We start from the raw sequence: 22,745 nt of genomic DNA on the forward strand, positions 1-22,745 counted from the left end.
CTGGGCCGAACGTGCGACGGCCGGAGCCACGAGGCCGCCGCGCCGCCCCCGCCGCGGCCGGGCCCCTTACCTTGGGCGCAAGCTCCGCCCGGCGGCCCCGCCCCGCGCGGAGCGCCCGGACGCCGGGGAGGTCGTGGGAATCGGGGGCGCGAGAACGGGAGGGCGGCGTGCGGGCGCGTTCGGTGGAGGAGCCGGGGCAGCGGATGCCGATCCTGATCCGGTACGGCCACCGCTCCTGGCTGGTGCCCCTGGCGGTGCTCGCCCTGGTGGTGGGTGTGGACGCGGCGACGCCCGTGACCTTCGCCTCCGTCAGCTGGCTGGTGATGGTCCCGGTGGTCGCCGCCGGGCTGTGCGGGCCGGCCGCCACCGTGCTGTTCGCCTTCCTCGCCGTCGCCGTCTACCCGGCCGTGGACAGCTTCTGGAACAAGACCCAGGGGACGGAGGACTTCCTGCTGGTGATCGCGGGGGCCGTCCTGTCCGTGCCGATCAGCGTCTTCCGCGCCCAGGCCGCGGCCTACGTCCGCCACCTCCAGGGCGCGGCCGAGACCACCCGTCAGGTGGTGCTGCGCCCGGTGCCGCCGGGGTGGGGCGGAGTGGACTCGGCGGCCCGCTACCTGGCCGCCGATGTCGAGGCCCGGGTGGGCGGCGACTTCTACGACGTGCTGGCCACCCCGTTCGGGGCGCGGGTCATCCTCGGGGACGTCCAGGGCAAGGGCCTGCCGGCGGTGTCCGCGGCGGCGGCCCTGGTCGGCTGCTTCCGGGAGGCCGCCTTCCACGAGGCCGATCTGGCCACCGTCGCGTCCTGGCTGGAGGAGCGGCTGCACCGGCAGAACCTGCTGGCGGAGCGGCTGGGGGAGCGGGAGGAGCGCTTCGCGACGGCGGTGGTGGTCTGGTTCCCGGCCGACGCGCCCGGGGAGGTGGTGGTGGTCAACTTCGGCCACGACAGCCCTCATGTGCTCGGCCCCGCGGGCGTGCGGCAGCTGCCGCCGGGCGACGGCGCTCCCATCGGGCTGGCCGAGCTGGCCGGCGGGCTGCCGGAGGTGCGGCGGCTGCGGCTGGGCCCGGGGGAGACGGTCCTGATCGTCTCGGACGGGGTGACCGAGGCCCGCGACCGGACGGGTGCCTTCTTCTCCCTGCGCGCCCACCTGGACCGGCTGTCCGGCGGGGCGGGGCCGGTCGACCCCGGGCGCCTGGTCGACGAGGTGGCGGCCGCGGTGCTCCGGCACACCGGCGGCCGGCTCACCGACGACACCGCCCTGCTCGCCGTCCGGACGCCGCCGGTGGCCCCGGCGGAGCAGGTGCACCAGGTGGACCAGGTGGGGCCGGCGGACCCGGCGGACGGAGCCGGCCTCAGTCCTCGGCGCGGCTGATCGCGCAGGCCAGGACGCCGGGCAGCCGGGCCAGTTCGACGGTGAGGGCGGACAGGTCCCCGCGGCCGTGCAGGGTGATGAACACCTCCGCGGTCCGCTCGTCGGTGTCGTGGCCGGCTCCGACGGGCGGTGTGGCCCGGTCGACGGTCGCCAACTCGGCGACGGAGAAGCCCTCGGCGGTGATCCGGGCGAGCAGCAGGCGGAGCAGACCCTGGCCCTCGGTGTAGGTCACGCGGCAGCCGACCGGGCGGGTGCCGAGCCTCGGCAGCCGGTGGGTGAGGGGCCGCAGGACGTAGCCGACGAAGAAGTAGGCGGCGGTGGCCGCGGTGGCGAGCAGCGGCAGTCCGGCGGCGGCCGCCGTGCCGATCGCGGCGGTCAGCCAGACGGTGGCGGCCGTGGTCAGCCCCCGGATCGAGCCGCGCTGGACGAAGATCACGCCGGCGCCGATGAAGCCCAGTCCGGAGACGATCTGGGCGGCCATCCGGGACGGGTCCAGGGTGACCACGCCGGCCTCGACGACGTCGCCGAAGCCGTACTTGCTGACCAGGGTGAAGAGCGCCGCGCCGAGGCCGACGACCGTGTAGGTGCGCAGTCCGGCGGCCTTCTGCCTGATCTCCCGTTCGAGGCCGATCGCGCTGGCCAGGACCAGGGCGATGGCGAAGTCGGTGAAGTGCAACCACCCTTGTGCGAAAGGCTCGTTGGCCGCGCCCAGTGTCATCGACTCCTCCTGTTCGGTGAAGCGGGACCCCTGAGCGTACGTCTCATCAGACGATCGGACCGGCGCTCGGGCGGGCCGACTTGAGGGGCCGGGGTGGTGTCGAAGCGAACCGAGGGCGCGCCACTCCGGCGGGCGCCGACGGAGCGCGAGCCCGGTCACGCCCGGTCACGCCCGGTCACGCCCGGGCCGGCCGCGCCGCCCCGGCCGTCGCGCCCCCGGTCCGATCGGAGCGTCGCGCCCAGGTCGGCGCGCTCCGGCAGGCGCGCTCCGGCTTTCGCGCGCCGTGAACTCAGGCCGGGGGCACGGGCCGCAGCCGGAAGGCCTCCCCCTCGGCGACGACCCGGCCGGCGGTGGGCGGGGCGAAGTGGGTGCCGAGCAGCAGGGTGTCGGTGCCGGCGAGCGATTCGAGCAGGGCGTGCCGGGTGGCCGCGGACCGCCGGGGGTCGATGTCGACGCAGGCGCCGATGGCGGGGTGGGCGAGCTGGACGGGATGGTGGAGGCAGTCGCCGGTGATCAGCGCCGTCCGCCCCCGGCTGGTCAGTTCGACGGCGAGGTGTCCCGGGGTGTGGCCGGGGGTGGGCAGCAGGCGCAGGCCGGGGAGGAGCTCCAGGCCCTCGGCCGGGACGTCGACCAGGTCCAGCAGGCCGGCCCGTTCGACCGGGAGCACCGAGTCGCGGAACATCCCGGCGCGGGCCTCGTCCATCGGGTACCCGGCCCAGAACTCCCGTTCGGCGCGGGCGGTGAGGTAGCGCGCGCGGGGGAAGGTGGGCGCCCACGCGCCGTCCACCGCCCGGGTGTTCCAGCCGACGTGGTCGGCGTGCAGGTGGGTGAGGACCACCAGGTCGACGGAGTCGGGCGGGAATCCGGCGGCGGCGAGGCGCTCCGGGTAGTCGGTGCGCAGGTCGTGCCAGGCCGGGTTGGCGCGCTCCTTGCCGTTGCCGATGCCGGTGTCGACGAGCACGCGCAGGCCGTTCAGGACGAAGGCGAAGCTGTGGCTGTGCAGGCGCAGCGCGCCGTCGGAATCGGTGAAGTCGGGGCGCAGCCAGTCGTGGCCGGCCACCAGTTCGGGGGTGGCGTCGGGCAGCAGCCACCGGCCGGTCGCGGGCGGCAGCGGGACTTCGTCGACGCGGTGGACGGTGACGTCGCCGACCGTCCAGGAAGGGGTACGGGTGCTGGGCATGGGGTCGACTCCTCCACCGTAAAAGCGATTTATTTGCGTTAGTGAGACCGTAGAGCCTAGGGTCGCGTTAACGCAAACACTTTGCGTTTGATGGAGGCCCCTCGCCCGACTCCCTGTCCCGGCCTCCCGCCGCACCGCCCACGATCAGGAGCGCACCGATGCCTTCCCCCGAACTCACCCCGCCCGAGGCCGCCCGCTGGGCCGCCCGGGCCGGGCTCGCCCTGCCGGCCGACCGTCACGCCGCGGTGGCGGCCACCGCCGAGCACATCCAGTCCGTCGTCGCCGTCCTGCGGGAGCTCGACTTCGCGGACACCCCGCCCGGCGCCGCCTACCGTGCGGGAGAGGAGCGCCCCGATGCGGCCGTATGAGCTGACCCTCGCCGGCGCCGCGACGGAGATCCGGGAGCGCCGGCTGTCCCCCGTAGAGCTGGTCGACTCCGTGCTCGACCGGATCGAGCGGGTGGAGCCGCACCTCGGCGCGTACGCCGCCGTCGCCGCCGAGCAGGCCCGCGAGGCGGCCCGCGAGGCCGAGCGGGAGATCGCCCGGGGCCGGTACCGGGGGCCGCTGCACGGCGTCCCCGTCGGGCTCAAGGACCTGATCGACGTGGCCGGCGCGCCCACCAGCGCGAGTTCCCGGGTCCGGGACGGGCACCTGGCGGCCGCCGACAGCACGGTGGCCGCCCGGCTGCGGGCCGCCGGCGCGGTCCTGGCCGGAAAGACCCACACCCACGAGTTCGCCTACGGCCTGACCACCCCGCAGACCGGCAACGCCTGGGGCCGGGGCCGGGTCGCCGGAGGCTCCAGCGGCGGATCCGCCGTCGCTGTGGCCGCCGGTGCGGCGACCTTCGCCCTCGGCACCGACACCGGCGGCTCGATCCGGGTGCCCGCGGCGCTGAACGGGGTGGTCGGCCTCAAGCCGACCTACGGACTGGTGCCCCGGCACGGCATCACCCCGCTGTCCTGGTCGCTCGACCACGTCGGCCCGATCACCCGCACCGTCGAGGACGCGGCCCTGGTCCTCGGCGCCCTCGCCGGGCACGACCCCCGCGACCCCGCCTCGGTGGCCGCCCCCGCCACGGACTACCGGCCGGAACCGGAGCCGGACCTGACGGGCCTGCGCATCGGCGTGCCGACCGACCACTACGTCGACCACGTGGACGCGGAGGTGGCGGCCGCCGTCCGCAGCGCCGTCGAGCAGCTGGAGGCGCTCGGCGCCCGGCCCGTCGAGGTCGGGATCCCGATGGCCCGCTACCTCCTGCCCACCCTGTGGGGCCTGGTGGCGCCGGAGGCCAGCGCCTACCACGCGCGCACGCTGCGCACCGTACCCGAGCTGTACCGGGCCGACGTGCGGGTGCTGCTGGAGGCGGGCGAGCTGATCGGCGCGGGCGACTACCTGCGTGCCCAGCGCGCCCGGACGATGATCCGGGAGGCGTGGGCGGGAGCCCTGTCGGGGGTCGACGTGATCGCTGCCCCGACGGTGCCGACCACGGCCGTCCGGGCCGGCCAGGAGAGCGTCATCTGGCCGGACGGTACCGTCGAGTCCGTCGCGGACGCCTACGTCCGGCTCTGCGCCCCGGCCAACGTCACCGGCGTGCCCGCGCTCTCCGTCCCGGCCGGCCGGGACTCGGCGGGCCTGCCGATCGGTCTGCAGCTGCTCGGGCGGCCGTTCGGCGAGCGGACGCTGCTGCGGGTGGGCCACGCCTACGAGCGGACGCGGCCCGCGCGGGAGCTCGCGCCGGTGCTCTGAGCGCGCCCGGGCCGGGCCCCGCGTGCGCCCGCTCCCGGGGCCCGGCCAAACGCAAAGGCGGCGCTTTAGGATGGAGCCATGAGTCCTCGGCAGATGGTCCGCCCGGGCGGCCGCAGCGCCCGGGTGCAGGAGGCGGTGCACACCGCCGTGCGCGAGCTGCTCGCGGAGGTCGGCCGCGAGGCGCTCACCGTGCCGATGGTCGCCCAGCGCGCCGCGGTCACCCCGTCCACGGTCTACCGCCGCTGGGGAGACCTGGCGGAGCTGCTCTCCGACGTCGCGGTGGAGCGGCTACGCCCCGACACCGCGCCGGAGGACCGCGGCGGCCTGCACGCCGACCTCACGGCCTGGGCCGAGCAGTTCCTCGACGAGATGGGCTCCGCCTCCGGCCGCGCGTACGTCCGCGACGCCCTGCTCGGTGACCCGGACGGCGGCAACGCCGGTCAGTGCTCGGGCTATGCCGCCGAGCAGCTCGCCCTCGTGCTCGCCCGGGCGCGGGCCCGGGGCGAGGAGACCCCCGAGGTGGAGACCGCCATGGACCGCCTGGTCGCCCCCCTGATGTACCGGATCCTCTTCCGTCCCGCCGGTCTCGACGCCGACTACGCCCGCCGCCTCGTCACCGACCTGCTCGGCAACACGCCCGTCTGACAGCGCGCGGCCCCCTCCGCGGCTACGACTGCGGCTGCTCCGGCGGCGGGGCGAGCAGCATCGGCCAGTCGCCGTCGGGTCCGAGGAGCTCGTCCAACGCGGTGTCCGGCGCCGCGGTGAAGACGGCCGTGCCCTCGTGGAGCCGGTCGGCCAGGGCCTGGTCCACGGTGGCCTCGGCGCGCAGGACGAGGACGGCGGCCGGGTCGACCCCCGCCCGGTCCAGTACGCCCGGGTGGACGGCGATGCCGACCGTCAGCCGGCCCCCGTCGTGGGAGTGTTCGGCCCAGCCGTCGGTCCGCACCAGGTGGAGGACCTCGTCGCCCTCGTAGCAGTGCCCGGCGAGGCGGGCCACGGCCTGCTCCCCGGGGGTGCCGTCGGGGTCGACGACCAGGACGGCGACCGGGGTCGCCGGCTCGTCCGGGTCGAGGCCGGAACGGATGTGGAGCCGGGCCATCCGGGCACCTCCGGGGTCGTGCGGGCGGGTTGGCGTCGGGTGCCAGTACACACCGGGCCACCGACAGCGCCGCCGCGGGGCCGTCAGCGGCCTTCCATCAGGCGGTACATGCCGACCGAGTCGTGGGTGGCGGTGTCCGCGAAGCCGAACTTCTCGTAGAGGAAGCGCGCGGGGCCGTCCGCGATCAGCGAGACGTACGCGGTGGCGGGGGCCCGGCGTTCCAGTTCCTCGGTGAGCGCCGCCATGATGCGCTTGCCGAGGCCGTGGCCCTGGTGCGCGGGGTGGACGCAGATGTCGGTGATCTGGAAGGCGGTGCCGCCGTCGCCGATGATCCGCCCCATGCCGATGGGCTCGCCCGCGTGGTGGAGGACCACGCCGTACCAGGTGTTGGGGAGGGCGAGCGCGACCGCCTCGGGGGCCTTGTCGGAGAGGCCGGCGTCGGTGCGCAGGCGCCGGAACACCTCGACGGTGGGCACGCCGGAACGGAGTTCGTAAGGGTCACTCGCTGGCTTCATAACTTACATACTATCCGCTCGGGACCCTCGCCCGGTCCCGGCCGCTCGGGTGAACGCGCGGCGCGACATGCCCGGACCGGGCGGGGGGCCGCGGAGGCGGAGGTGATGATCGCCGGGTTGCCCGGAGCCCCACCCGTCGGAGGCGTACATGCGGATTCTTCTCCTCGCCAGCGCGTTCAACAGCCTCAGTCAGCGGCTGCACGCCGAACTGCGCGACCGGCGTCACACCGTGGACGTCCAACTGGCCGGTGAAGACGAGGAGTTGCTCGACACGGTGCGCCGCCTGAAGCCTGACCTGGTGCTCGCGCCGATGCTGCGCACGGCGATCCCGCGCGGGCTCTGGACACGGCTCACCTGCCTGGTCGTCCACCCCGGACCGCCGGGCGACCGTGGCCCCTCCTCCCTCGACCGGGCGATCCAGGAGGGCCGCGCCGAGTGGGGCGTCACGGTGCTCCAGGCCGAGGCGGAGATGGACGCCGGGCCGGTCTGGGCCTGGGCGCCCTGCCGGCTGCCCGAGCGCGGCAAGAGCGACCTCTACCGCAACGAGGTCGCCGACGCGGCGGTGGCGGCCGTACTGCTCGCCGTGGAGCGCTTCGCCTCGGGCGCGTACCCGCCCCAGCCGCAGTCCGGCCCCGGCTGGACCGCCACCGTACGCACCCGGCCCGTCCTGCGCCAGGAGGAGCGCCGGATCGACTGGACGGCCGACCCCACCGAGGCCGTGCTGCGCAGGCTCCGCGCCGCGGACTCCCGCCCCGGGGTGCTGGACGAGCTGTGCGGCGGCACCTGGTACCTGCACGGCGGGCACCGCGAGCCGGAGCTGCGCGGCCGCCCGGGCGACCTGCTCGCCACCCGCGGCGGCGCCGTCTGCCGGGCCACCGTGGACGGCGCGGTGTGGATCCCCGAACTGCGCCGCCGCAACCCCGGCGGTCCCGCGGGCGTCAAGCTCCCCGCCGTGACGGCGCTCGGCGGCCTGCTGCCCGCCCTGCCGGAGGTGGCGGCGCCGCTGATGCCGGAGGAGGACGACGGCCCGGTCTGGTCGGACATCCGCTACCGGGAGGAGGGCCCGGTGGGACTCCTGCGCTTCTCCTTCCCGGGCGGTGCGATGTCCACCGGCCAGTGCCGCCGGCTGCTGGCGGCCTACCGCTACGCCGTCGCCCGGCCGACCTCGGTGCTGGTGCTCGGCGGCGGCCGGGACTTCTTCTCCAACGGCATCCACCTCAACGTGATCGAGGCGGCGGCGGACCCGGCCGTCGAGTCCTGGGACAACATCACCGCGATGGACGAGCTGGTCGACGCGGTGCTCACCACCACCGACCGGCTGGTGGTCGCCGCCGTCGGGGGCAACGCCGCGGCCGGTGGGGTGATGCTGGCGCTGGCGGCGGACGAGGTGTGGTGCCGCGACGGTTCCGTCCTCAACCCGCACTACCGGCTGATGGGGCTGTACGGGTCGGAGTACTGGACGTACTCCCTCCCGCGCCGGGTCGGCGCGGCGGCGGCCGAGCGGCTGACCCGTCAGGCGCTGCCCGTCTCCGCCGCGGCGGCCGAGCGGATCGGCCTGGTCGACCGGGTGCTCGCCTGCGGGCCGGAGGAGTTCGGGCGGAAGGCGGCCCACCTGGCCGGGCTGCTCGCCGCCTCGCCGACCACCCAGCAGCGGATCGGGGCGAAGAAGGCCGCGCGGGAGGCCGACGAGCGGACGAAGCCGCTCGACGCGTACCGGGAGGAGGAGCTCGCGGTGATGCACCGGCAGTTCTTCACACCCGAATCGCCGTATCACGCGCTGCGTTCCGCGTTCGTCCGCAAGCGCCCGGTGGCGACGGGGCCCGCCGCGCGAGCGTGACCCGAACGGCCCTGCCGGGCTTGCCTCCCCGGGTGCCGGCTTCCGCCGTGCGGACCGGCGCCCGGCCCGGACCGTTGCTATGACTGGCTTCGAGCCATTCCCTTCGGCTCCCATCCCCGAGGAGGCATCCTCATGGGTGCTGCAACAGCTGCAACAGCCGCAACGACTGCGACAGCCGCACCGACCGACACCGACGTGGTGCACATCCTGTGGATCAACGCCGGCCTCAGCTGCGACGGCGACTCCGTCTCGCTGACCGCCGCGATGCAGCCCAGCATCGAGGAGATCGTCACCGGTGCCCTGCCCGGCCTGCCCGAGGTCGCCGTGCACTGGCCGCTGATCGACTTCGAGTGCGGCCCGGTCCAGGGCGCGGACAACTTCGTCGAGTGGTTCTTCAAGGCCGACCGCGGCGAGATCGAGCCGTTCGTCCTGGTCGTCGAGGGGTCCATCCCCAACGAGAAGATCAAGAAGGAGGGCTACTGGTGCGGCTTCGGCGACGACCCCGCCACCGGACAGCCCATCACCACCAGTGAGTGGCTGGACCGGCTCGCCCCCAAGGCGACCGCCGTGGTGGCGATCGGCACCTGCGCCACGTACGGCGGCATCCACGCGATGGCCGGCAATCCGACCGGCGCGATGGGCGTGCCGGACTACCTCGGCTGGGACTGGAAGTCCAAGGCCGGTCTGCCGATCGTCTGCGTGCCGGGCTGTCCGATCCAGCCCGACAACTTCGCCGAGACGCTCACCTACCTGCTGTACCAGCTGGCGGGCTCCGCGCCGATGATCCCGCTGGACGACAAGCTGCGGCCCGCCTGGCTGTTCGGCGCCACCGTGCACGAGGGCTGCGACCGCGGCGGCTACTACGAGCAGGGGCAGTTCGCCACCGACTACGGCACGCCCGAGTGCCTGGTGCGGCTCGGCTGCTGGGGCCCGGTCGTGAAGTGCAACGTCACCAAGCGCGGCTGGACCAACGGCATCGGCGGCTGCCCGAACGTGGGCGGCATCTGCATCGCCTGCACCATGCCGGGCTTCCCGGACAAGTTCATGCCCTTCATGGACCCGCCGCCCGGCTCCCGGGTCTCCTCCAACGCCAGCAGCGCGTACGGCTCGCTGATCCGCCGGCTGCGCGCCGTCACGCTGAAGACCCTGGACAAGGAACCGAAGTGGCGCCACACCGGCAGCCACCTGACCACGGGCTACCGACCGCCCTGGTGACCGCCCGAGGGCCGCACGCCCCGCGCGGCGTGCGGCCCGTCGCTCCCCGGCCCCCGGCCCCCCGACCCGGCCCTCCCGCGCCCGCCCTCCCGCCCCCCCGCCCCCTGCCCCCGCTCAGAGAAGGACACGACAGAGACGATGGCAACACCCACCACCAGAGCGGCCGGCGACGGCAGCGGCCTGACCGAGATGTCCTGGGATCCGATCACCCGGATCGTGGGCAGCCTGGGCATCCACACGAAGATCGACTTCAAGCGGAAGCGGGTCGCGGAGTGCTACAGCACCTCCTCGGTCTTCCGCGGCTACAGCGTGTTCATGCGCGGCAAGGACCCGCGCGACGCCCACTTCATCACCAGCCGGATCTGCGGGATCTGCGGCGACAACCACGCCACCTGCTCCGTCTACACCCAGAACATGGCGTACGGGGTGAAGCCCCCGCACCTCGGGGAGTGGATCATCAACCTCGGCGAGGCCGCCGAGTACATGTTCGACCACAACATCTTCCAGGAGAACCTGGTCGGGGTCGACTACTGCGAGAAGATGGTCCGCGAGACCAACCCCGGCGTCCTGGAGCAGGCCGAACGCACCGAGGCCCCGCACGCCGGCGACCACGGGTACAGGACCATCGCCGACATCATGCGCTCGCTCAACCCGATCGAGGGCGAGTTCTACCGCGAGGCGCTCCAGGTCAGCCGGTACACCCGGGAGATGTTCTGCCTGATGGAGGGCCGCCACGTGCACCCCTCCACGCTCTACCCGGGCGGCGTCGGCACCGTCGCCACGGTGCAGCTGTTCACCGACTACCTGACCCGGCTGATGCGCTACGTCGAGTTCATGAAGAAGGTCGTGCCGCTGCACGACGACCTCTTCGACTTCTTCTACCAGGCCCTGCCCGGCTACGAGGAGGTCGGCCGGCGCCGCGTCCTGCTCGGCTGCTGGGGCAGCCTCAACGACCCCGACCACTGCGACTTCACCTACCGCAACATGACGGACTGGGGCCGGCGGATGTTCGTCACCCCCGGCGTCGTCGTGGACGGCAAGCTCGTCACCAACGACCTGACACAGATCAACCTGGGCATCCGCATCCTGCTCGGCAGCTCCTACTACGAGGACTGGCAGGGCAAGGACCTGTTCGTCACCCACGACCCGCTGGGCAACCCCGTCGACCCCCGGCACCCGTGGAACCAGCACACCATCCCCGCCCCGCAGAAGCGGAACTTCGACGACAAGTACAGCTGGGTGATGTCCCCGCGCTGGTTCGACGGCAAGGACCACCTCGCCCTGGACACCGGCGGAGGCCCGATCGCCCGCCTCTGGTCCACCGCCCTGTCCGGGCTGGTCGACATCGGCTACGTCAAGGCCACCGGCCACAGCGTGCTGATCAACCTGCCCCGCTCGATGACCAAGCCCGAGGTCACCTTCGAGTGGAAGATCCCGCAGTGGAGCAACGCCATCGAGCGCAACCGCGCCCGCACCTACTTCCAGGCGTACGCGGCCGCCGCCGCCCTGCACTTCGCCGAGAAGGCGCTCGACGAGGTCCGGGCCGGGCGCAGCCAGACCTGGGAGCGCTTCGAGGTGCCGGACGAGTCGATCGGCTGCGGCTTCACCGAGGCCGTGCGCGGCGTGCTCTCGCACCACATGGTGATCCGCGACGGCAAGATCGCCAACTACCACCCGTACCCGCCCACCCCGTGGAACGCCAGCGTCCGGGACAGCTACGGCACGCCGGGCCCGTACGAGGACGCGGTGCAGAACACCCCGATCTTCGAGGAGAACTCCCCGGAGAACTTCAAGGGCATCGACATCATGCGCGCGGTGCGCAGCTTCGACCCCTGTCTGCCCTGCGGCGTGCACATGTACGTCGGCGGCGGGCGCACCGTGCAGACCATGCACGTGCCCACCGGCCTGAGCGGGCTCACCGCATGACGGCCGAGCAGACCGGGCAGCGGATCCAGCAGGCCCTGGACGCCCTGGCCGACAGCGGCGCCGAGCAGGCGGGCGAGCAACTCGTCCGGGAGCTCATGGAGTTCTACGGCCAGGGCCTGGCCAGGATGGTCCCGGCACTGCCCCCGCCCGCGCTGGACCGGATGCTGGACGACCCGGCCGTGGCCGGGCTGCTGCTCCTGCACGACCTGCACCCCGAGGACCTGCCCGCCCGGATCGACCGGGCGCTGGCCGCCCTGCCCGAGCGGGTCGAGGTGACCGGCTTCGAGCCGGCCACCGGCGTGCTGCGGCTGCGCCGCACGGGCGGCGGCTGCGGCTGCGGCGAGCAGGAGGTGGCGGCCGCCCTCGCCTGCCACGCGCCCGAGGTGACGGACGTGGAGCTGGAGCGCGCCCCGCAGCTGCTCCAGATCGGCACCCGCCCGCAGCGGACCGCGGAGGCGCGATGAACAGCCGCCGGATCTCCCGGGACGGGACGGCCCTGCTGCACCGGCTGCGCGAGCCGGCCCCGCCGCGCCCCGAGCAGTGCGTCCTGTGCGGCCGCGACCTGCCCGCCGGCCACCGCCACCTGGTGGACGTCGAGGAGCGCGCCCTGGCCTGCGCCTGCACCGCCTGCGGGCTGCTGTTCCGGCAGCCGGGCGCGGCCGGCGGCCGCTACCGCGCCGTGCCGGACCGCTACCTCGCCGACCCGGCGGGCGAGTTGGACCAGCAGGCCTGGTCGGCGCTGGGCATCCCGGTCGGCACCGCCTTCTTGTTCCGCAACACCGCGCTGGACCAGTTGCTCGCCTTCTACCCCGGCCCGGCCGGCGCCACCGAGAGCGAGCTGGACGAGTCGGCCTGGCAGCGCGCCCTCGGCGGCAGCCGGCTGGCCGAGGCCCTGGAACCGGACGTGGAGGCGCTGCTGCTGCGCCGCTCCGAGGACGGCGTGGTGTGCTTCCTGGTGCCGATCGACGTCTGCTACGAGCTGGTCGGGCGGCTGCGGCGGTGCTGGCACGGCTTCGACGGCGGCGCCGAGGCGCGGGCCGAACTCGACGCGTTCTTCGCCCGGCTGGCCGAGCGGGCCCGCCCGCTGCCCGCGGAGGTGACGGTGTGACGGCGCTCGGCTTCGCCTGCACCGGCGTGCGGTCCGACCCGTACGCGGCCGGGCCGACCCTGGTGTTCCGGCTGCGCATCACGGCCCCGGCCGACGTCCGGGTGCACGCCCTCGCCCTGCACTGCCAGCTGCGGATCGAACCGGGCCGCCGGCCGTACGGGAACGAGGAGGGCGAGCGGCTCGGCGACCTCTTCGGCGGGCGGGAGCGGTGGGCGACCACGCTCAACCCGATCCAGTTCGCCACCGTGCCGCTGCTGGTGCCCGGCTTCACCGGCGAGACCGAGATCGACCTCGCGGTGCCGTGCACCTACGACCAGGAGGTGGCCTCGGCCCGCTACTTCCGGGCGCTGGACGGCGGTGAGGTGCCGCTGCTGCTGCTCTTCTCCGGCACCGCGTTCGCCGGGCCCGGCGGCTTCCAGGTCAGCCCGGTGCCCTGGGACCGGGAGGCCCGGGTGCGGATGCCGGCCGCCGTCTGGCGGGAGGCGATCGACCGGCACTTCCCCGGCAGCGGCTGGCTGCGGCTGCCGGAGGAGGTCATGGAGGAACTGCTGGCCTACCGATCCCGGCGGGCCCTGACCTCCTGGGAGGCCACCGTGCGCGAGCTGCTCACGGCGGCGGCGGTCGAGGGGACGGTCCGGTGAGCGGCTTCCCCGAGCGGATCGAGCGCGGCTTCGCGGCCGCCCGGCAGATCGCCGACGCGGTGCTGCTGGAGGGCTACGTGCTCTACCCCTACCGCGCCTCGGCGGCCAAGAACCGGCTGCGCTGGCAGTTCGGCGTCCTGGTGCCGCCCGAGTACACCGCGCAGGGCGGCGAGCACTCCCACCAGCGCACCGAGTGCGTGACGGAGGCGCGCGACGGGGACCGGCTGGCGGTCGAGCTGCGCTTCCTGCGGGTCCAGCGGCGCACCGTCGAGAAGGCCACCGCCGCCGGCTTCGAGTCCGTGGAACGGCTGGAGCTGGCCGACCGGGACCTCGTCGAGTGGGACGAGGGCGCCGAGGAGCGGATCGAACTCCTGCTCCCGGTCGAGGAGTTGGCCGGTGCGGGGGTGCAGCGGCCGTTCCGGCTGCCGGGCGTCGGCGAGACCGGGCTGGTGCGCGAGGACGGCGCCGTCGTCGGCCGGCTTGTGCGGCGGCGCGAACAGGTCGACGGCCTGGTCCGGCTGCGGGCCGAGGACCTGCCCGGCCCGTACCGGGCGCAGCGGCTGACCGTGGAGGTGGAGAACACCTCCGACTGGCGGCCGTCCCGGCACGCCACCCGCGACCAGGCGCTGCCGCGCTCGCTGGTCTCCGCCCACCTGCTGCTCGGGTTGGAGCACGGCCGCTTCCTGTCCGTCACCGACCCGCCCGAATGGGCCCGCCCGGCCGTCGAGCGGTGCCGCAACGAGCGCACCTGGCCGGTGCTGGCCGGGCCGGAGGGTGAGCGCGGGGTGCTGCTCTCCTCGCCGATCATCCTGGAGGACCACCCGAGGGTCGCCCCGGAGAGCCTCGGCACGCTGTACGACGCCACCGAGATCGACGAGATCCTGGCGCTGCGGACGGCGGCCCTGACCGAGGAGGAGAAGCGGGAGGCCCGGGGCACCGACGAACGCGCCGGCGCCGTGATCGACCTGGCCGACTCCATGCCGCCCGAGGTGCTGGAGCGGCTGCACGGGGCGATCCGCGGGCTGCGCGAGGTCACCGGCGGCGGCGCCGCCGAAGGGGGTGAACGGCCGTGGTGGGACCCTGGCAACGACCCGGGCGTCGACCCCGAGCGGGACCGGGTGCTGGTCGACGGCCGCGAGGTGGGCGCCGGCAGCCGGGTGCTGCTGCGGCCCGGCCGCCGGCGCACCGACGCCCAGGACCTCTTCCTGGACGGCCGGACCGGCCTCGTGGAGGCGGTGCTGCACGACCTCGACGGCTCGGTGCACCTGGCCGTCACGGTGGAGGACGACCCGGGTGCCGACCTCTGGCGGGCCCAGGGGCGCTTCCGGTACTTCCAGCCGGACGAGGTCACGCCGCTGGAGGGTCCGTGACGAGCCGTACGGTCCTGGTCGCCGGGGTGGGCAACATCTTCCTCGGCGACGACGGCTTCGGGGTCGAGACCGTCCGGCGGCTGTCCGCCCACCCGCTGCCGGACGGCGTCGAACTGGTCGATGTCGGGGTGCGCGGCGTGGACCTGGCGTACCGGCTGCTCGACGGCTACCGCACCGCCGTCCTGGTGGACGCCACCTGCCGCGGCGGCGAGCCCGGCACCGTCTACCTGATCGAGGCGGACGCCGGGCAGCCGCTGGAACCGCCGGTCCTGGACGGCCACCGGATGGGACCGGACGCCGTACTGGCGCTGCTCGCCACGCTCGCCGCCGGCACCGGCGGCGAACCGCCCGAACGGGTCCTGGTGGTCGGCTGCGAGCCGGCCTCGCTGGAGGAGGGCATCGGGCTCAGCGAGCCCGTCACCGCCGCCGTGGCGGAGGCGGTCCGAGTGATCCTGCGGGTCGTGGACGAGGCCGCGCAGCCGGAGAAGGAGACGACAGCATGCTGAGGAAACTGTTCTGCGCCGCCCTGCTGGCGGGGATCGGCGCGGCCGTCTGGCAGAGCCTGCCGGACATCAAGCGGTACCTGCACATCTCCCGGATGTGAGGCGCGGACTGCTGCGAACGGTGCAGCCCCGCACCCGGTGGCGGCGCGGCTTCGGGCCGACGCCGCCACCGGGCCCTGTAATGGGGCCCGTCGCCGCCGCCCGCTCCGGGAAGGGGTCTCCGTGCACGAGATGTCGATCGCCGAAGCCGTCGTCGAGCAGGTCGAGACGGCCGCGCGCGAACACGGGGCCGCCGGGGTGGCGCGGGTGCGGCTGCGGGTGGGCGAGCTGGCCGGCGTGGTGCCCGAGGCCCTCGACTTCTGCTTCGAACTGGCCTGCGCCGGAACGCCGGTGGCGGGCGCGGTGCTGGAGACCGAGCCCGTCGTGGCCCGGGCCCGCTGCACCCCCTGCGCGGTCGAGTGGGCGGTCGGGATGCCGCCGGACCTCGGCTGTCCGAGGTGCTCCGGCGGTGGCGGCGTGGAGCTGCTGTCCGGGCGTGAGCTGCAGATCCTCGACGTCGAGTGGGCCCGGCCCCAGGACGTCCGGGCCGAACAGAAAGGCTGATGCCGATGTGCCGCACGGTCGACCTCCGTCAGGCGGTCCTCGCCCGCAACGACGACAGCGCCCGCCGGCTGCGGGCGGCGCTGGAGGCGCGGGGGACGGTCGCGGTCAACCTGCTGTCCAGCCCCGGCAGCGGGAAGACCGCGCTGCTGGAGGCAGAGCTGGGGCTGGCCCGGCAGCGCGGGGTGGATGTCGCCGCGCTCACCGCCGACCTCGCCACCGAGAACGACGCCCGGCGGCTGGCCCGCTCGGGCGCCCCGGTGAAGCAGGTGCTCACCGACGGGCTCTGCCACCTGGAGGCGCGGATGCTCGCCGGGCACCTGGACGGCTGGCTGCCGCAGGACTGCCGGCTGCTGTTCGTGGAGAACGTCGGCAACCTGGTCTGCCCGGCCGCCTACGACCTCGGCGAGACGCTGCGGGTGGTGCTGGCCTCGGTGACCGAGGGCGAGGACAAGCCGCTCAAGTACCCGACGGCCTTCGGGCTGGCCAACCTGGTGCTGGTGACCAAGGCGGACCTCGCCGCGGCCGCCGAGTTCGACGAGGCCGCGTTCCTGGCCAACGTCCAGCGGGTCAACCCCGGGGTGGAGGTGCTGAACACCTCGGCCCGCACGGGCCAGGGCGTCGGGGCGCTGCTGGACCGGGCGCTGGCCGTCCTGGACGGGGCGCGGCCGCACCGGCCGGTGATGGAGGTGCCGCCGCCGCACTCGCACGCCGACGAGCACGAGCATGACCACGAACACGGCCCCGGGCATGACCACGAACACGGCCACGACCACGAGCATGACCACGGCCGCGAGCACGGCCACTGGCACTCCCCGGTGGGGGACAGCGCGTGACGGCCGGTCACCCCGGCCTCGACCGCGAGCGGCGGCGGGTCGCCGTCCGCGGCCTGGTGCAGGGGGTCGGCTTCCGCCCGTTCGTCCACACCCTGGCCGGCGAGCTCGGGCTGGCCGGCACCGTCACCAACACCGGCGAGGGCGTCCTGGTCGAGGTCGAGGGCAGCCCCGACGCCCTGGACGCCTTCTGCCGCCGGGTCGCCGGCGACGCGCCGCCGCTCGCCCAGGTGCACTCGGTGGACCACGCGCCGCTCACCGCCACCGGCGCCACCGGCTTCCGGATCGTCCCGTCCCGCCCCGGCGGCCCCGGCACCACCCTGATCCCGCCGGACACCGCGACCTGCGCCGACTGCCTCACCGAACTCGCCGACCCGGCCGACCGCCGCCACCGGCACCCCTTCATCAGCTGCACCAACTGCGGCCCCCGGCACACCATCGTCACCGGCCTGCCCTACGACCGGGCCAACACCACGATGGCCGGCTTCCCGATGTGCCCGGACTGCGCCCGGGAGTACGCCGACCCCGCCGACCGCCGCTTCCACGCCCAGCCCGTCGCCTGCCATTCCTGCGGGCCCACCCTCGCGCTGACCGTGCCCGGCCGCCCCGGACTCGGCGGGGAACGCGCCCTGACGGAGGCCCGGCGGCTGCTGGTCGGGGGAGCCGTCCTCGCCGTCAAGGGCATCGGCGGCTACCACCTGGCCTGCGACGCCCGCGACCCCGCGGCCGTCGCCCTGCTGCGCCGGCGCAAGCGGCGCGGCGACAAGCCCTTCGCCGTGATGGCCCGCGACCTCGCCACCGTCGAGCGCCTGCTGCCCGTCGACCCGGTCGAGCGGGAACTGCTCACCGGGCCGGTACGGCCGATCGTCCTGCTGCGCCGCACCGGCCGGCCGCTGCCCGAGGGGGTGGCGCCGGGCAGCCCCGACCTCGGGGTGATGCTCCCGTACACGCCGCTGCACCACCTGCTGCTCGCCGCCCCCGGGCCGGACCTGCTGGTGATGACCAGCGCCAACCTCTCCGGCGAGCCGATCGTCACCGAGGACCGGGACGCGCTGGAGCGGCTCGCCCCGCTGGTCGACGGCTGGCTCACCCACGACCGGCCGATCCACGTGCCCTGCGAGGACTCGGTGGTGCGGGTGGTGGACGGCGAGCAGCTGCCGCTGCGCCGCTCGCGCGGGTACGCGCCGCTGCCGATCCCGCTGCCGGTGCCCGTCCGCCCGGCCCTGGCGGTCGGCGGCGACCTCAAGAACGTGTTCGCCCTCGCCCGGGACGGCTACGCCTGGCTGTCCGGTCACATCGGCGACATGGACGACCTGGCCACCCTGAGGGCCTTCGACCGGGCGGTCGAACAGCTCGGCACGGTCAGCGGGGTGCGGCCCGAACTGCTGGTCGCCGACCGGCACCCCGGCTACCGCTCGCTGCGGCACGCCGAGCGGACCGCCGCCGGGCGGCCGGTGCGCCGGGTGCAGCACCACCACGCCCACCTCGCCGCGGTGATGGCCGAACACGGCCTGGACGGCGGCCGGCCGGTACTCGGGGTGGCCTTCGACGGCACCGGCTACGGCGAGGACGGCGCGATCTGGGGCGGCGAGGTGCTGCTCGCCGACTACGACGGGTTCCGCCGGCTCGCCCACCTCGAGTACGTGCCGCTGCCGGGAGGGGACGCGGCCGTGGCGCGCCCGTACCGGACGGCGCTCGCCCACCTGCGCGCGGCCGGGCTGCCCCGGACGCCCGGGCTGCCGCCGGTCGAAGCCTGCGGGGCGGGGGAACTCTCGCTGCTGGAGAGGCAGTTGGAGCGCGGTCTGAACTGTGTGCCGACCTCCAGCATGGGCCGGCTGTTCGACGCGGTGTCCTCGCTCGCCGGGATCTGCCACCGGGCCGGCTACGAGGCCCAGGCGGCGATCGAACTGGAGGCGGCGGCCTGCGGGTCCGGCCCGGCGGAGGGCTACGCCTTCGGTCTGTCGGCGCGGGCGGACGGCTGGAGCGCCGACCCCGGGCCGGTGCTGGCCGCCGTGGTGGCCGACGTGACCGCGGGCGCCCCCGCCGGGCTGGTCGCCGCGCGCTTCCACGGCGCGGTGGCGGGGCTGGTCCGGCGGGTCTGCTCGGCCGTCCGGGACCGCCACGGCACCACCACCGTGGCGCTCAGCGGCGGAGTCTTCGCCAACGCGCTGCTCTCCTCGACCTGCGCGAGCGGCCTCGGGGAGGACGGCTTCACCGTACTGCGGCACCGCCGGGTGCCGCCCAACGACGGAGGGCTGGCGCTGGGCCAGCTGATGGTGGCCGCCCGGTCGTCGGCCACCCGGGAGGAGTGAGAGCGGATGTGCCTGGCGGTGCCCGGCAGGGTGACGGAGATCGGGGAGCGGGACGGGACCAGGATGGCGGTGATGGACTTCGGCGGCGTGGTCAAGGACGTGTGCCTGGAGTACCTGCCGGACCTGGCGGTGGGGGAGTACGCGATCGTCCACGTGGGCTTCGCGCTGCAGCGGCTGGACGAGGAGTCGGCCCGGCGCACCCTGGCCCTCTTCGAGGAACTCGGCCTGCTGCAGGAGGAGTTCGGCGATCCGTGGGACGCCGCCGCGGTGGCCGGAGAGGCCGAGGAGGCCGGACGGTGAAGTACCTGGAGGAGTTCCGCAACCCCGAGCTGGCCGCCGGACTGATCGCCGACATCAGGGCGACGGTCACCCGGCCGTGGGCGCTGATGGAGGTCTGCGGCGGCCAGACGCACAGCATCATCCGGCATGCCATCGACCAACTGCTGCCGGAGGAAGTCGAGTTGATCCACGGGCCGGGCTGCCCGGTGTGCGTCACCCCGCTGGAGGTGATCGACCGGGCGCTGGCGATCGCGGCCCGGCCCGGAGTGGTCTTCTGCTCCTTCGGGGACATGCTGCGGGTGCCGGGAACCGACCGGGACCTGTTCCGGGTCCGCGGCGAGGGCGGCGACGTCCGGGTGGTGTACTCGCCGCTCGACGCCCTGCGGATCGCCCGGGAGAACCCGGACAAGGAGGTGGTCTTCTTCGGCATCGGCTTCGAGACCACCGCCCCGCCGAACGCCATGGCCGTCCACCTGGCCAGGAAGCAGGGCCTGCGCAACTTCAGCATGCTGGTCTCGCACGTCCGGGTGCCTCCCGCCATCGACGCGATCATGGAGTCGCCGGACTGCCGGGTCCAGGGCTTCCTCGCCGCCGGGCACGTGTGCAGCGTGATGGGCACCGCCGAGTACCCGGCGCTGGCGGAGCGCCACCGGGTGCCGATCGTCGTCACCGGCTTCGAGCCGCTGGACATCCTGGAGGGGATCCGGCGCACCGTACGGCAGTTGGAGCGCGGGGAGCACGCCGTGGACAACGCCTACCCGCGGGCCGTGCGCGCCGAGGGCAACCCGGCGGCCCGCGCCATGCTGGAGGACGTGTTCGAGGTGGCCGACCGCGCCTGGCGGGGCATCGGCGTGATCCCGCGCAGCGGGTGGCGGCTCTCGCCGCGCTACCGGGACCACGACGCCGAGCACCGCTTCGACGTCGCGGGGATCACCACCCGGGAGCCCGCCGAGTGCCGCAGCGGCGAGGTGCTCCAGGGGCTGCTGAAGCCCCACGAGTGCGAGGCCTTCGGCACCGTCTGCACCCCGCGCACGCCGCTCGGCGCCACGATGGTGTCCAGCGAGGGGGCCTGCGCGGCGTACTACCTGTACCGGCGCCTCGGCGTGCCGGGCGTGTCCGTCCGGGCCGAGGGGCCCGGGGAAGCCCGGGCGGTCCGGGAAACCCAGCAGCCCCGGGAGGCGGGTCGCGTTGGCTGACACCGAACTGCTCACCGGAACGGGCCCCGAACTCCCCGCCGAGCGGCCGGACTTCTCCGGCTGGAGCTGCCCGCTGCCGCTGCGCGACCACCCCCGGGTGGTGATGGGCCACGGCGGCGGCGGGGCGCTCTCCGCCGAACTGGTGCAGAACCTCTTCGCGCCGGCCTTCGGCGGCCCGGTGCTCGCCGGGCTCGGCGACTCCGCCGTGCTGGAGCTCGGTGGCGCCCGGCTCGCCTTCTCCACCGACTCCTACGTGGTGCGGCCGCTGTTCTTCCCCGGCGGCTGCATCGGCGACCTCGCGGTCAACGGCACGGTCAACGACCTCGCCATGAGCGGGGCCCGGGCGGCGTACCTGTCCTGCGGCTTCATCCTGGAGGAGGGGGTGGAGATGGCCGTGCTGGACCGGGTCGCCCGGGCGGTCGGCGCGGCCGCCCGCACCGCCGGGGTGGAGATCGTCACCGGGGACACCAAGGTCGTCGAGGCGGGGCACGGGGACGGCGTCTACCTGAACACCGCCGGGATCGGGCTCGTCCCCGCCGGGGTCGACATCCGGCCGCAGCGGGCCCGGCCCGGCGACGTGGTGATCGTCAGCGGGCCGATCGGGCTGCACGGGGTGGCGATCATGAGCGTCCGGGAGGGCCTGGAGTTCGGGGTCGAGGTGCGCAGCGACAGCGCGGCGCTCGGCGGACTGGTCGAGGCGATGCTCGCGGCCACCGCCGACCTGCACGTGCTGCGCGACCCCACCCGGGGCGGACTGGCGGCGGCGCTCAACGAGATCGCCGCCGCGGCCGGGGTGGGCGTCGTGCTCAGCGAGCGCGACGTCCCCGTCCCGGAGCCGGTCGCCAACGCCTGCTCCGTGCTCGGCCTGGACCCGATGTACATCGCCAACGAGGGCAGGCTGGTCGCCTTCGTCCCGCGCGGGGCGGCGGACGCGGTGCTCGCCGCGATGCGCGCCCACCCGCGGGGCGCGGAGGCGGTGGTGATCGGCGAGTGCGTCGAGGAGCACCCGGGGATGGTCGTCGCCCGGACCGGGTTCGGCGGCACCCGGGTGGTCGACCTGCCGATGGGTGAACAGCTGCCGCGGATCTGCTGACGCCGCGCAGGTCGAGTCCGGTGCCGCCCCGGGGAGCAGGATCCCCGGGGCGGCACCGGCGTGTGCGGGCCGGGAGGGTTCACCAGCCCCGGCGGTCCAACGGGGTGCCGTGGCCGGAGCGGAGGTGCCGGACGAGGGTGCGGCGCAGCTCCCGGTCGTGGTCGGTCTCGACGGGCAGGTCGAGCTGGACGATGTCCACGCCCGCCGAGCGGAGGAGCCCGATCCGGGCCGCGACGGTGGCCGGCGAGCCGGTGTACGCGGCGGTGAGGGAGCGGCGCACGTAGGCCGCCACCTGCTCGTCCCCGTGGGCCGGGTCGGAGCGGCCGCGCTCGCGGTCCCGGTCGAGCTGGACGGCCTCCCGCCAGCGGCCGCCGGCGCCACCGGCGGTGAGCCGCAGGGCGTCCCGGCGCAGCCGGCGGACCCGGTCGCGGGCCTCCTCGTCGGTGTCGGCGAGGACGACGGTGAGGTGCCGCCAGATCCGCAGGGTCCGGCCGTGGGCGGCGGCCGCGGCGCGGACCAGGGCGATCCGCCGCCGGGTGTCGGGCAGCGGCAGCGGGCTGACGGCGTACACCTGCGCGTAGCGGGCGGCGAGTTCGAGGCCCTGCGGGGACGAGCCGCCGAAGGAGAGCAGCTCGCCGCCGGGGTCCGGGTGCAGGCCGGGGCGGGCGGCCGTCACGGCGTAGAACTCGCCCTTGTGGTCGATGTCCTGGTCGGCGGTCAGGTAGCGGGTGAACAGGTCAAGGTACTCCTCGGCCCGGCGGTAGCGGTCGGCCTTGTCGAGGAGGTCGCCGTCGCGGGCCGTGTCGAGGTCGCTGGAGCCGATGATGACGTGGGCCGCCGCCCGGCCGCCGGAGAGGCGGTCCAGGGTGGCCAGGGAGCGGGCGGCGACGGTCGGGGCGGTGGTGCCGACCCGGTGGGCGACGGCGATCCGCAGCCGGGTGGTGGCGGCCAGCGCCCAGGAGGCCACCAGCCAGGGGTCGGGCCAGGAACTGGACTGCACCACCAGGGCGCTGTCCAGCCCGTCCTCCTCGTTCTCGCGCGCGGTGCGGGCGACGTGGGCCGGGTCGGCGGTGCGGTCGCGGCCGTCCGGCGCCCAGCGCAGGGCCTGCCGCTCCTGCGGGGTGTCGCCGGGGACGGGTGCGGCGCGGACCCCGCCGCGGATCTCCAGGGGCACGGCTACTCCTCGGATCGAAGGTGGCGGGCG

At 75.0% G+C, this 22,745-nt stretch carries 24 protein-coding genes; 19 read left to right on the plus strand and 5 right to left on the minus strand.

The genetic code is table 11. The annotated features are described in order from the left end of the window. The first annotated feature begins 203 nt into the window (after positions 1-203). Positions 204-1,370 (plus strand): PP2C family protein-serine/threonine phosphatase, encoded by a 1,167-nt coding sequence (locus tag ACWD4P_RS08720; RefSeq protein WP_449779072.1) that lies wholly within the window; start codon positions 204-206, stop codon positions 1,368-1,370. On the opposite strand, the gene ACWD4P_RS08725 is transcribed toward ACWD4P_RS08720, so the two are convergent. Next, positions 1,351-2,088, minus strand: a complete 738-nt coding sequence (locus ACWD4P_RS08725) for an MgtC/SapB family protein (RefSeq protein ID WP_449779073.1) — start codon at positions 2,086-2,088, stop codon at positions 1,351-1,353. The two genes, ACWD4P_RS08720 and ACWD4P_RS08725, sit on opposite strands and share 20 nt — an antisense overlap. A 289-nt stretch (positions 2,089-2,377) precedes the next feature. After that, a complete protein-coding gene (locus tag ACWD4P_RS08730; RefSeq protein ID WP_449779074.1) occupies positions 2,378-3,268 on the minus strand; it encodes an MBL fold metallo-hydrolase in 891 nt (296 codons plus the stop codon). 158 nt (positions 3,269-3,426) lie between these two features. Between ACWD4P_RS08730 and ACWD4P_RS08735 the strand changes: the two genes are divergently transcribed. From ACWD4P_RS08735 to ACWD4P_RS08745, 3 genes are all read left to right on the plus strand, one after another. Then, positions 3,427-3,636 carry a hypothetical protein gene (locus ACWD4P_RS08735; RefSeq protein ID WP_359824509.1) on the plus strand — a complete coding sequence of 70 codons (210 nt, stop codon included), beginning with the start codon at positions 3,427-3,429 and terminating at the stop codon, positions 3,634-3,636. Beyond that, positions 3,623-5,014, plus strand: a complete 1,392-nt coding sequence (locus ACWD4P_RS08740; protein ID WP_449779075.1) for an amidase — start codon at positions 3,623-3,625, stop codon at positions 5,012-5,014. The genes ACWD4P_RS08735 and ACWD4P_RS08740 overlap by 14 nt, the downstream gene beginning before the upstream one ends. A gap of 78 nt (positions 5,015-5,092) precedes the next feature. After that, positions 5,093-5,659: a TetR/AcrR family transcriptional regulator gene (locus tag ACWD4P_RS08745; RefSeq protein ID WP_449779076.1), complete on the plus strand. Its 567-nt coding sequence runs from the start codon at positions 5,093-5,095 to the stop codon at positions 5,657-5,659. A gap of 22 nt (positions 5,660-5,681) precedes the next feature. Here ACWD4P_RS08745 and ACWD4P_RS08750 read toward each other — a convergent pair whose 3' ends face one another. Both ACWD4P_RS08750 and ACWD4P_RS08755 read right to left on the minus strand, forming a co-directional pair. Next, positions 5,682-6,113, minus strand: coding sequence for a hypothetical protein (locus tag ACWD4P_RS08750; protein WP_449779077.1), 432 nt, complete (start codon positions 6,111-6,113; stop codon positions 5,682-5,684). A gap of 83 nt (positions 6,114-6,196) precedes the next feature. Further along, positions 6,197-6,628, minus strand: coding sequence for a GNAT family N-acetyltransferase (locus tag ACWD4P_RS08755; RefSeq protein WP_449779078.1), 432 nt, complete (start codon positions 6,626-6,628; stop codon positions 6,197-6,199). A gap of 148 nt (positions 6,629-6,776) precedes the next feature. Between ACWD4P_RS08755 and ACWD4P_RS08760 the strand changes: the two genes are divergently transcribed. The 15 genes from ACWD4P_RS08760 (at position 6,777) to hypE (ending at position 21,541) form a co-directional block, all read left to right on the plus strand. Beyond that, complete coding sequence (locus ACWD4P_RS08760) at positions 6,777-8,465, plus strand: enoyl-CoA hydratase-related protein (protein ID WP_449779079.1); 1,689 nt, start codon at positions 6,777-6,779, stop codon at positions 8,463-8,465. A gap of 132 nt (positions 8,466-8,597) precedes the next feature. Beyond that, complete coding sequence (locus ACWD4P_RS08765; protein ID WP_359824496.1) at positions 8,598-9,680, plus strand: NADH-quinone oxidoreductase subunit B family protein; 1,083 nt, start codon at positions 8,598-8,600, stop codon at positions 9,678-9,680. 138 nt (positions 9,681-9,818) lie between these two features. Beyond that, a complete protein-coding gene (locus tag ACWD4P_RS08770) occupies positions 9,819-11,606 on the plus strand; it encodes a nickel-dependent hydrogenase large subunit (protein ID WP_359823065.1) in 1,788 nt (595 codons plus the stop codon). Next, positions 11,603-12,070, plus strand: coding sequence for a thioredoxin (locus ACWD4P_RS08775; RefSeq protein WP_449779080.1), 468 nt, complete (start codon positions 11,603-11,605; stop codon positions 12,068-12,070). Before ACWD4P_RS08770 ends, ACWD4P_RS08775 begins: the two co-directional genes overlap by 4 nt. Continuing rightward, positions 12,067-12,714: a DUF5947 family protein gene (locus ACWD4P_RS08780; RefSeq protein WP_449779081.1), complete on the plus strand. Its 648-nt coding sequence runs from the start codon at positions 12,067-12,069 to the stop codon at positions 12,712-12,714. Before ACWD4P_RS08775 ends, ACWD4P_RS08780 begins: the two co-directional genes overlap by 4 nt. Further along, entirely contained in the window at positions 12,711-13,355 is a 645-nt protein-coding gene (locus tag ACWD4P_RS08785) for a DUF6084 family protein (protein ID WP_359823059.1), read from the plus strand. The genes ACWD4P_RS08780 and ACWD4P_RS08785 overlap by 4 nt, the downstream gene beginning before the upstream one ends. Further along, the gene (locus ACWD4P_RS08790) at positions 13,352-14,725 is read left to right on the plus strand and encodes a hypothetical protein (protein WP_449779082.1); all 1,374 of its coding nucleotides are present in this window, start codon (positions 13,352-13,354) and stop codon (positions 14,723-14,725) included. Before ACWD4P_RS08785 ends, ACWD4P_RS08790 begins: the two co-directional genes overlap by 4 nt. Continuing rightward, positions 14,722-15,231 carry a hydrogenase maturation protease gene (locus ACWD4P_RS08795; protein WP_449779083.1) on the plus strand — a complete coding sequence of 170 codons (510 nt, stop codon included), beginning with the start codon at positions 14,722-14,724 and terminating at the stop codon, positions 15,229-15,231. The genes ACWD4P_RS08790 and ACWD4P_RS08795 overlap by 4 nt, the downstream gene beginning before the upstream one ends. Further along, positions 15,225-15,329: a DUF6893 family small protein gene (locus ACWD4P_RS08800; RefSeq protein ID WP_432277633.1), complete on the plus strand. Its 105-nt coding sequence runs from the start codon at positions 15,225-15,227 to the stop codon at positions 15,327-15,329. The genes ACWD4P_RS08795 and ACWD4P_RS08800 overlap by 7 nt, the downstream gene beginning before the upstream one ends. Before the next feature lie 121 nt (positions 15,330-15,450). After that, positions 15,451-15,831: a hydrogenase maturation nickel metallochaperone HypA/HybF gene (locus ACWD4P_RS08805; RefSeq protein ID WP_359823052.1), complete on the plus strand. Its 381-nt coding sequence runs from the start codon at positions 15,451-15,453 to the stop codon at positions 15,829-15,831. Positions 15,832-15,836: 5 nt separating this feature from the next. After that, on the plus strand, positions 15,837-16,664 hold the full coding sequence (gene hypB, locus ACWD4P_RS08810) for a hydrogenase nickel incorporation protein HypB (protein WP_359823049.1): 828 nt from the start codon (positions 15,837-15,839) through the stop codon (positions 16,662-16,664). Then, the gene (gene hypF, locus ACWD4P_RS08815) at positions 16,661-18,973 is read left to right on the plus strand and encodes a carbamoyltransferase HypF (RefSeq protein ID WP_449779084.1); all 2,313 of its coding nucleotides are present in this window, start codon (positions 16,661-16,663) and stop codon (positions 18,971-18,973) included. The genes hypB and hypF overlap by 4 nt, the downstream gene beginning before the upstream one ends. Positions 18,974-18,979: 6 nt before the next feature. Continuing rightward, positions 18,980-19,273 (plus strand): HypC/HybG/HupF family hydrogenase formation chaperone, encoded by a 294-nt coding sequence (locus tag ACWD4P_RS08820; protein WP_449779085.1) that lies wholly within the window; start codon positions 18,980-18,982, stop codon positions 19,271-19,273. Then, a complete protein-coding gene (gene hypD, locus ACWD4P_RS08825; RefSeq protein ID WP_449779086.1) occupies positions 19,270-20,448 on the plus strand; it encodes a hydrogenase formation protein HypD in 1,179 nt (392 codons plus the stop codon). The genes ACWD4P_RS08820 and hypD overlap by 4 nt, the downstream gene beginning before the upstream one ends. Before the next feature lie 7 nt (positions 20,449-20,455). Beyond that, positions 20,456-21,541 (plus strand): hydrogenase expression/formation protein HypE, encoded by a 1,086-nt coding sequence (hypE, locus tag ACWD4P_RS08830; RefSeq protein WP_449779098.1) that lies wholly within the window; start codon positions 20,456-20,458, stop codon positions 21,539-21,541. A gap of 79 nt (positions 21,542-21,620) precedes the next feature. Here hypE and ACWD4P_RS08835 read toward each other — a convergent pair whose 3' ends face one another. Continuing rightward, positions 21,621-22,715 carry an LLM class flavin-dependent oxidoreductase gene (locus ACWD4P_RS08835; RefSeq protein WP_449779087.1) on the minus strand — a complete coding sequence of 365 codons (1,095 nt, stop codon included), beginning with the start codon at positions 22,713-22,715 and terminating at the stop codon, positions 21,621-21,623. Positions 22,716-22,745 lie beyond the last annotated feature (30 nt).

It is taken from the genome of Kitasatospora sp. NPDC002543, assembly GCF_053594915.1.

What these genes read in the sequence shown, in the direction of transcription:
- ACWD4P_RS08720 (WP_449779072.1), top strand. Translation starts at nt 204, where the DNA reads ATGCCGATCCTGATCCGGTACGGCCACCGCTCCTGGCTGGTGCCCCTG.
- ACWD4P_RS08725 (WP_449779073.1), bottom strand. Translation starts at nt 2,088, where the DNA reads ATGACACTGGGCGCGGCCAACGAGCCTTTCGCACAAGGGTGGTTGCAC.
- ACWD4P_RS08730 (WP_449779074.1), bottom strand. Translation starts at nt 3,268, where the DNA reads ATGCCCAGCACCCGTACCCCTTCCTGGACGGTCGGCGACGTCACCGTC.
- ACWD4P_RS08735 (WP_359824509.1), top strand. Translation starts at nt 3,427, where the DNA reads ATGCCTTCCCCCGAACTCACCCCGCCCGAGGCCGCCCGCTGGGCCGCC.
- ACWD4P_RS08740 (WP_449779075.1), top strand. Translation starts at nt 3,623, where the DNA reads ATGCGGCCGTATGAGCTGACCCTCGCCGGCGCCGCGACGGAGATCCGG.
- ACWD4P_RS08745 (WP_449779076.1), top strand. Translation starts at nt 5,093, where the DNA reads ATGAGTCCTCGGCAGATGGTCCGCCCGGGCGGCCGCAGCGCCCGGGTG.
- ACWD4P_RS08750 (WP_449779077.1), bottom strand. Translation starts at nt 6,113, where the DNA reads ATGGCCCGGCTCCACATCCGTTCCGGCCTCGACCCGGACGAGCCGGCG.
- ACWD4P_RS08755 (WP_449779078.1), bottom strand. Translation starts at nt 6,628, where the DNA reads ATGAAGCCAGCGAGTGACCCTTACGAACTCCGTTCCGGCGTGCCCACC.
- ACWD4P_RS08760 (WP_449779079.1), top strand. Translation starts at nt 6,777, where the DNA reads ATGCGGATTCTTCTCCTCGCCAGCGCGTTCAACAGCCTCAGTCAGCGG.
- ACWD4P_RS08765 (WP_359824496.1), top strand. Translation starts at nt 8,598, where the DNA reads ATGGGTGCTGCAACAGCTGCAACAGCCGCAACGACTGCGACAGCCGCA.
- ACWD4P_RS08770 (WP_359823065.1), top strand. Translation starts at nt 9,819, where the DNA reads ATGGCAACACCCACCACCAGAGCGGCCGGCGACGGCAGCGGCCTGACC.
- ACWD4P_RS08775 (WP_449779080.1), top strand. Translation starts at nt 11,603, where the DNA reads ATGACGGCCGAGCAGACCGGGCAGCGGATCCAGCAGGCCCTGGACGCC.
- ACWD4P_RS08780 (WP_449779081.1), top strand. Translation starts at nt 12,067, where the DNA reads ATGAACAGCCGCCGGATCTCCCGGGACGGGACGGCCCTGCTGCACCGG.
- ACWD4P_RS08800 (WP_432277633.1), top strand. Translation starts at nt 15,225, where the DNA reads ATGCTGAGGAAACTGTTCTGCGCCGCCCTGCTGGCGGGGATCGGCGCG.
- hypB (WP_359823049.1), top strand. Translation starts at nt 15,837, where the DNA reads ATGTGCCGCACGGTCGACCTCCGTCAGGCGGTCCTCGCCCGCAACGAC.
- ACWD4P_RS08820 (WP_449779085.1), top strand. Translation starts at nt 18,980, where the DNA reads ATGTGCCTGGCGGTGCCCGGCAGGGTGACGGAGATCGGGGAGCGGGAC.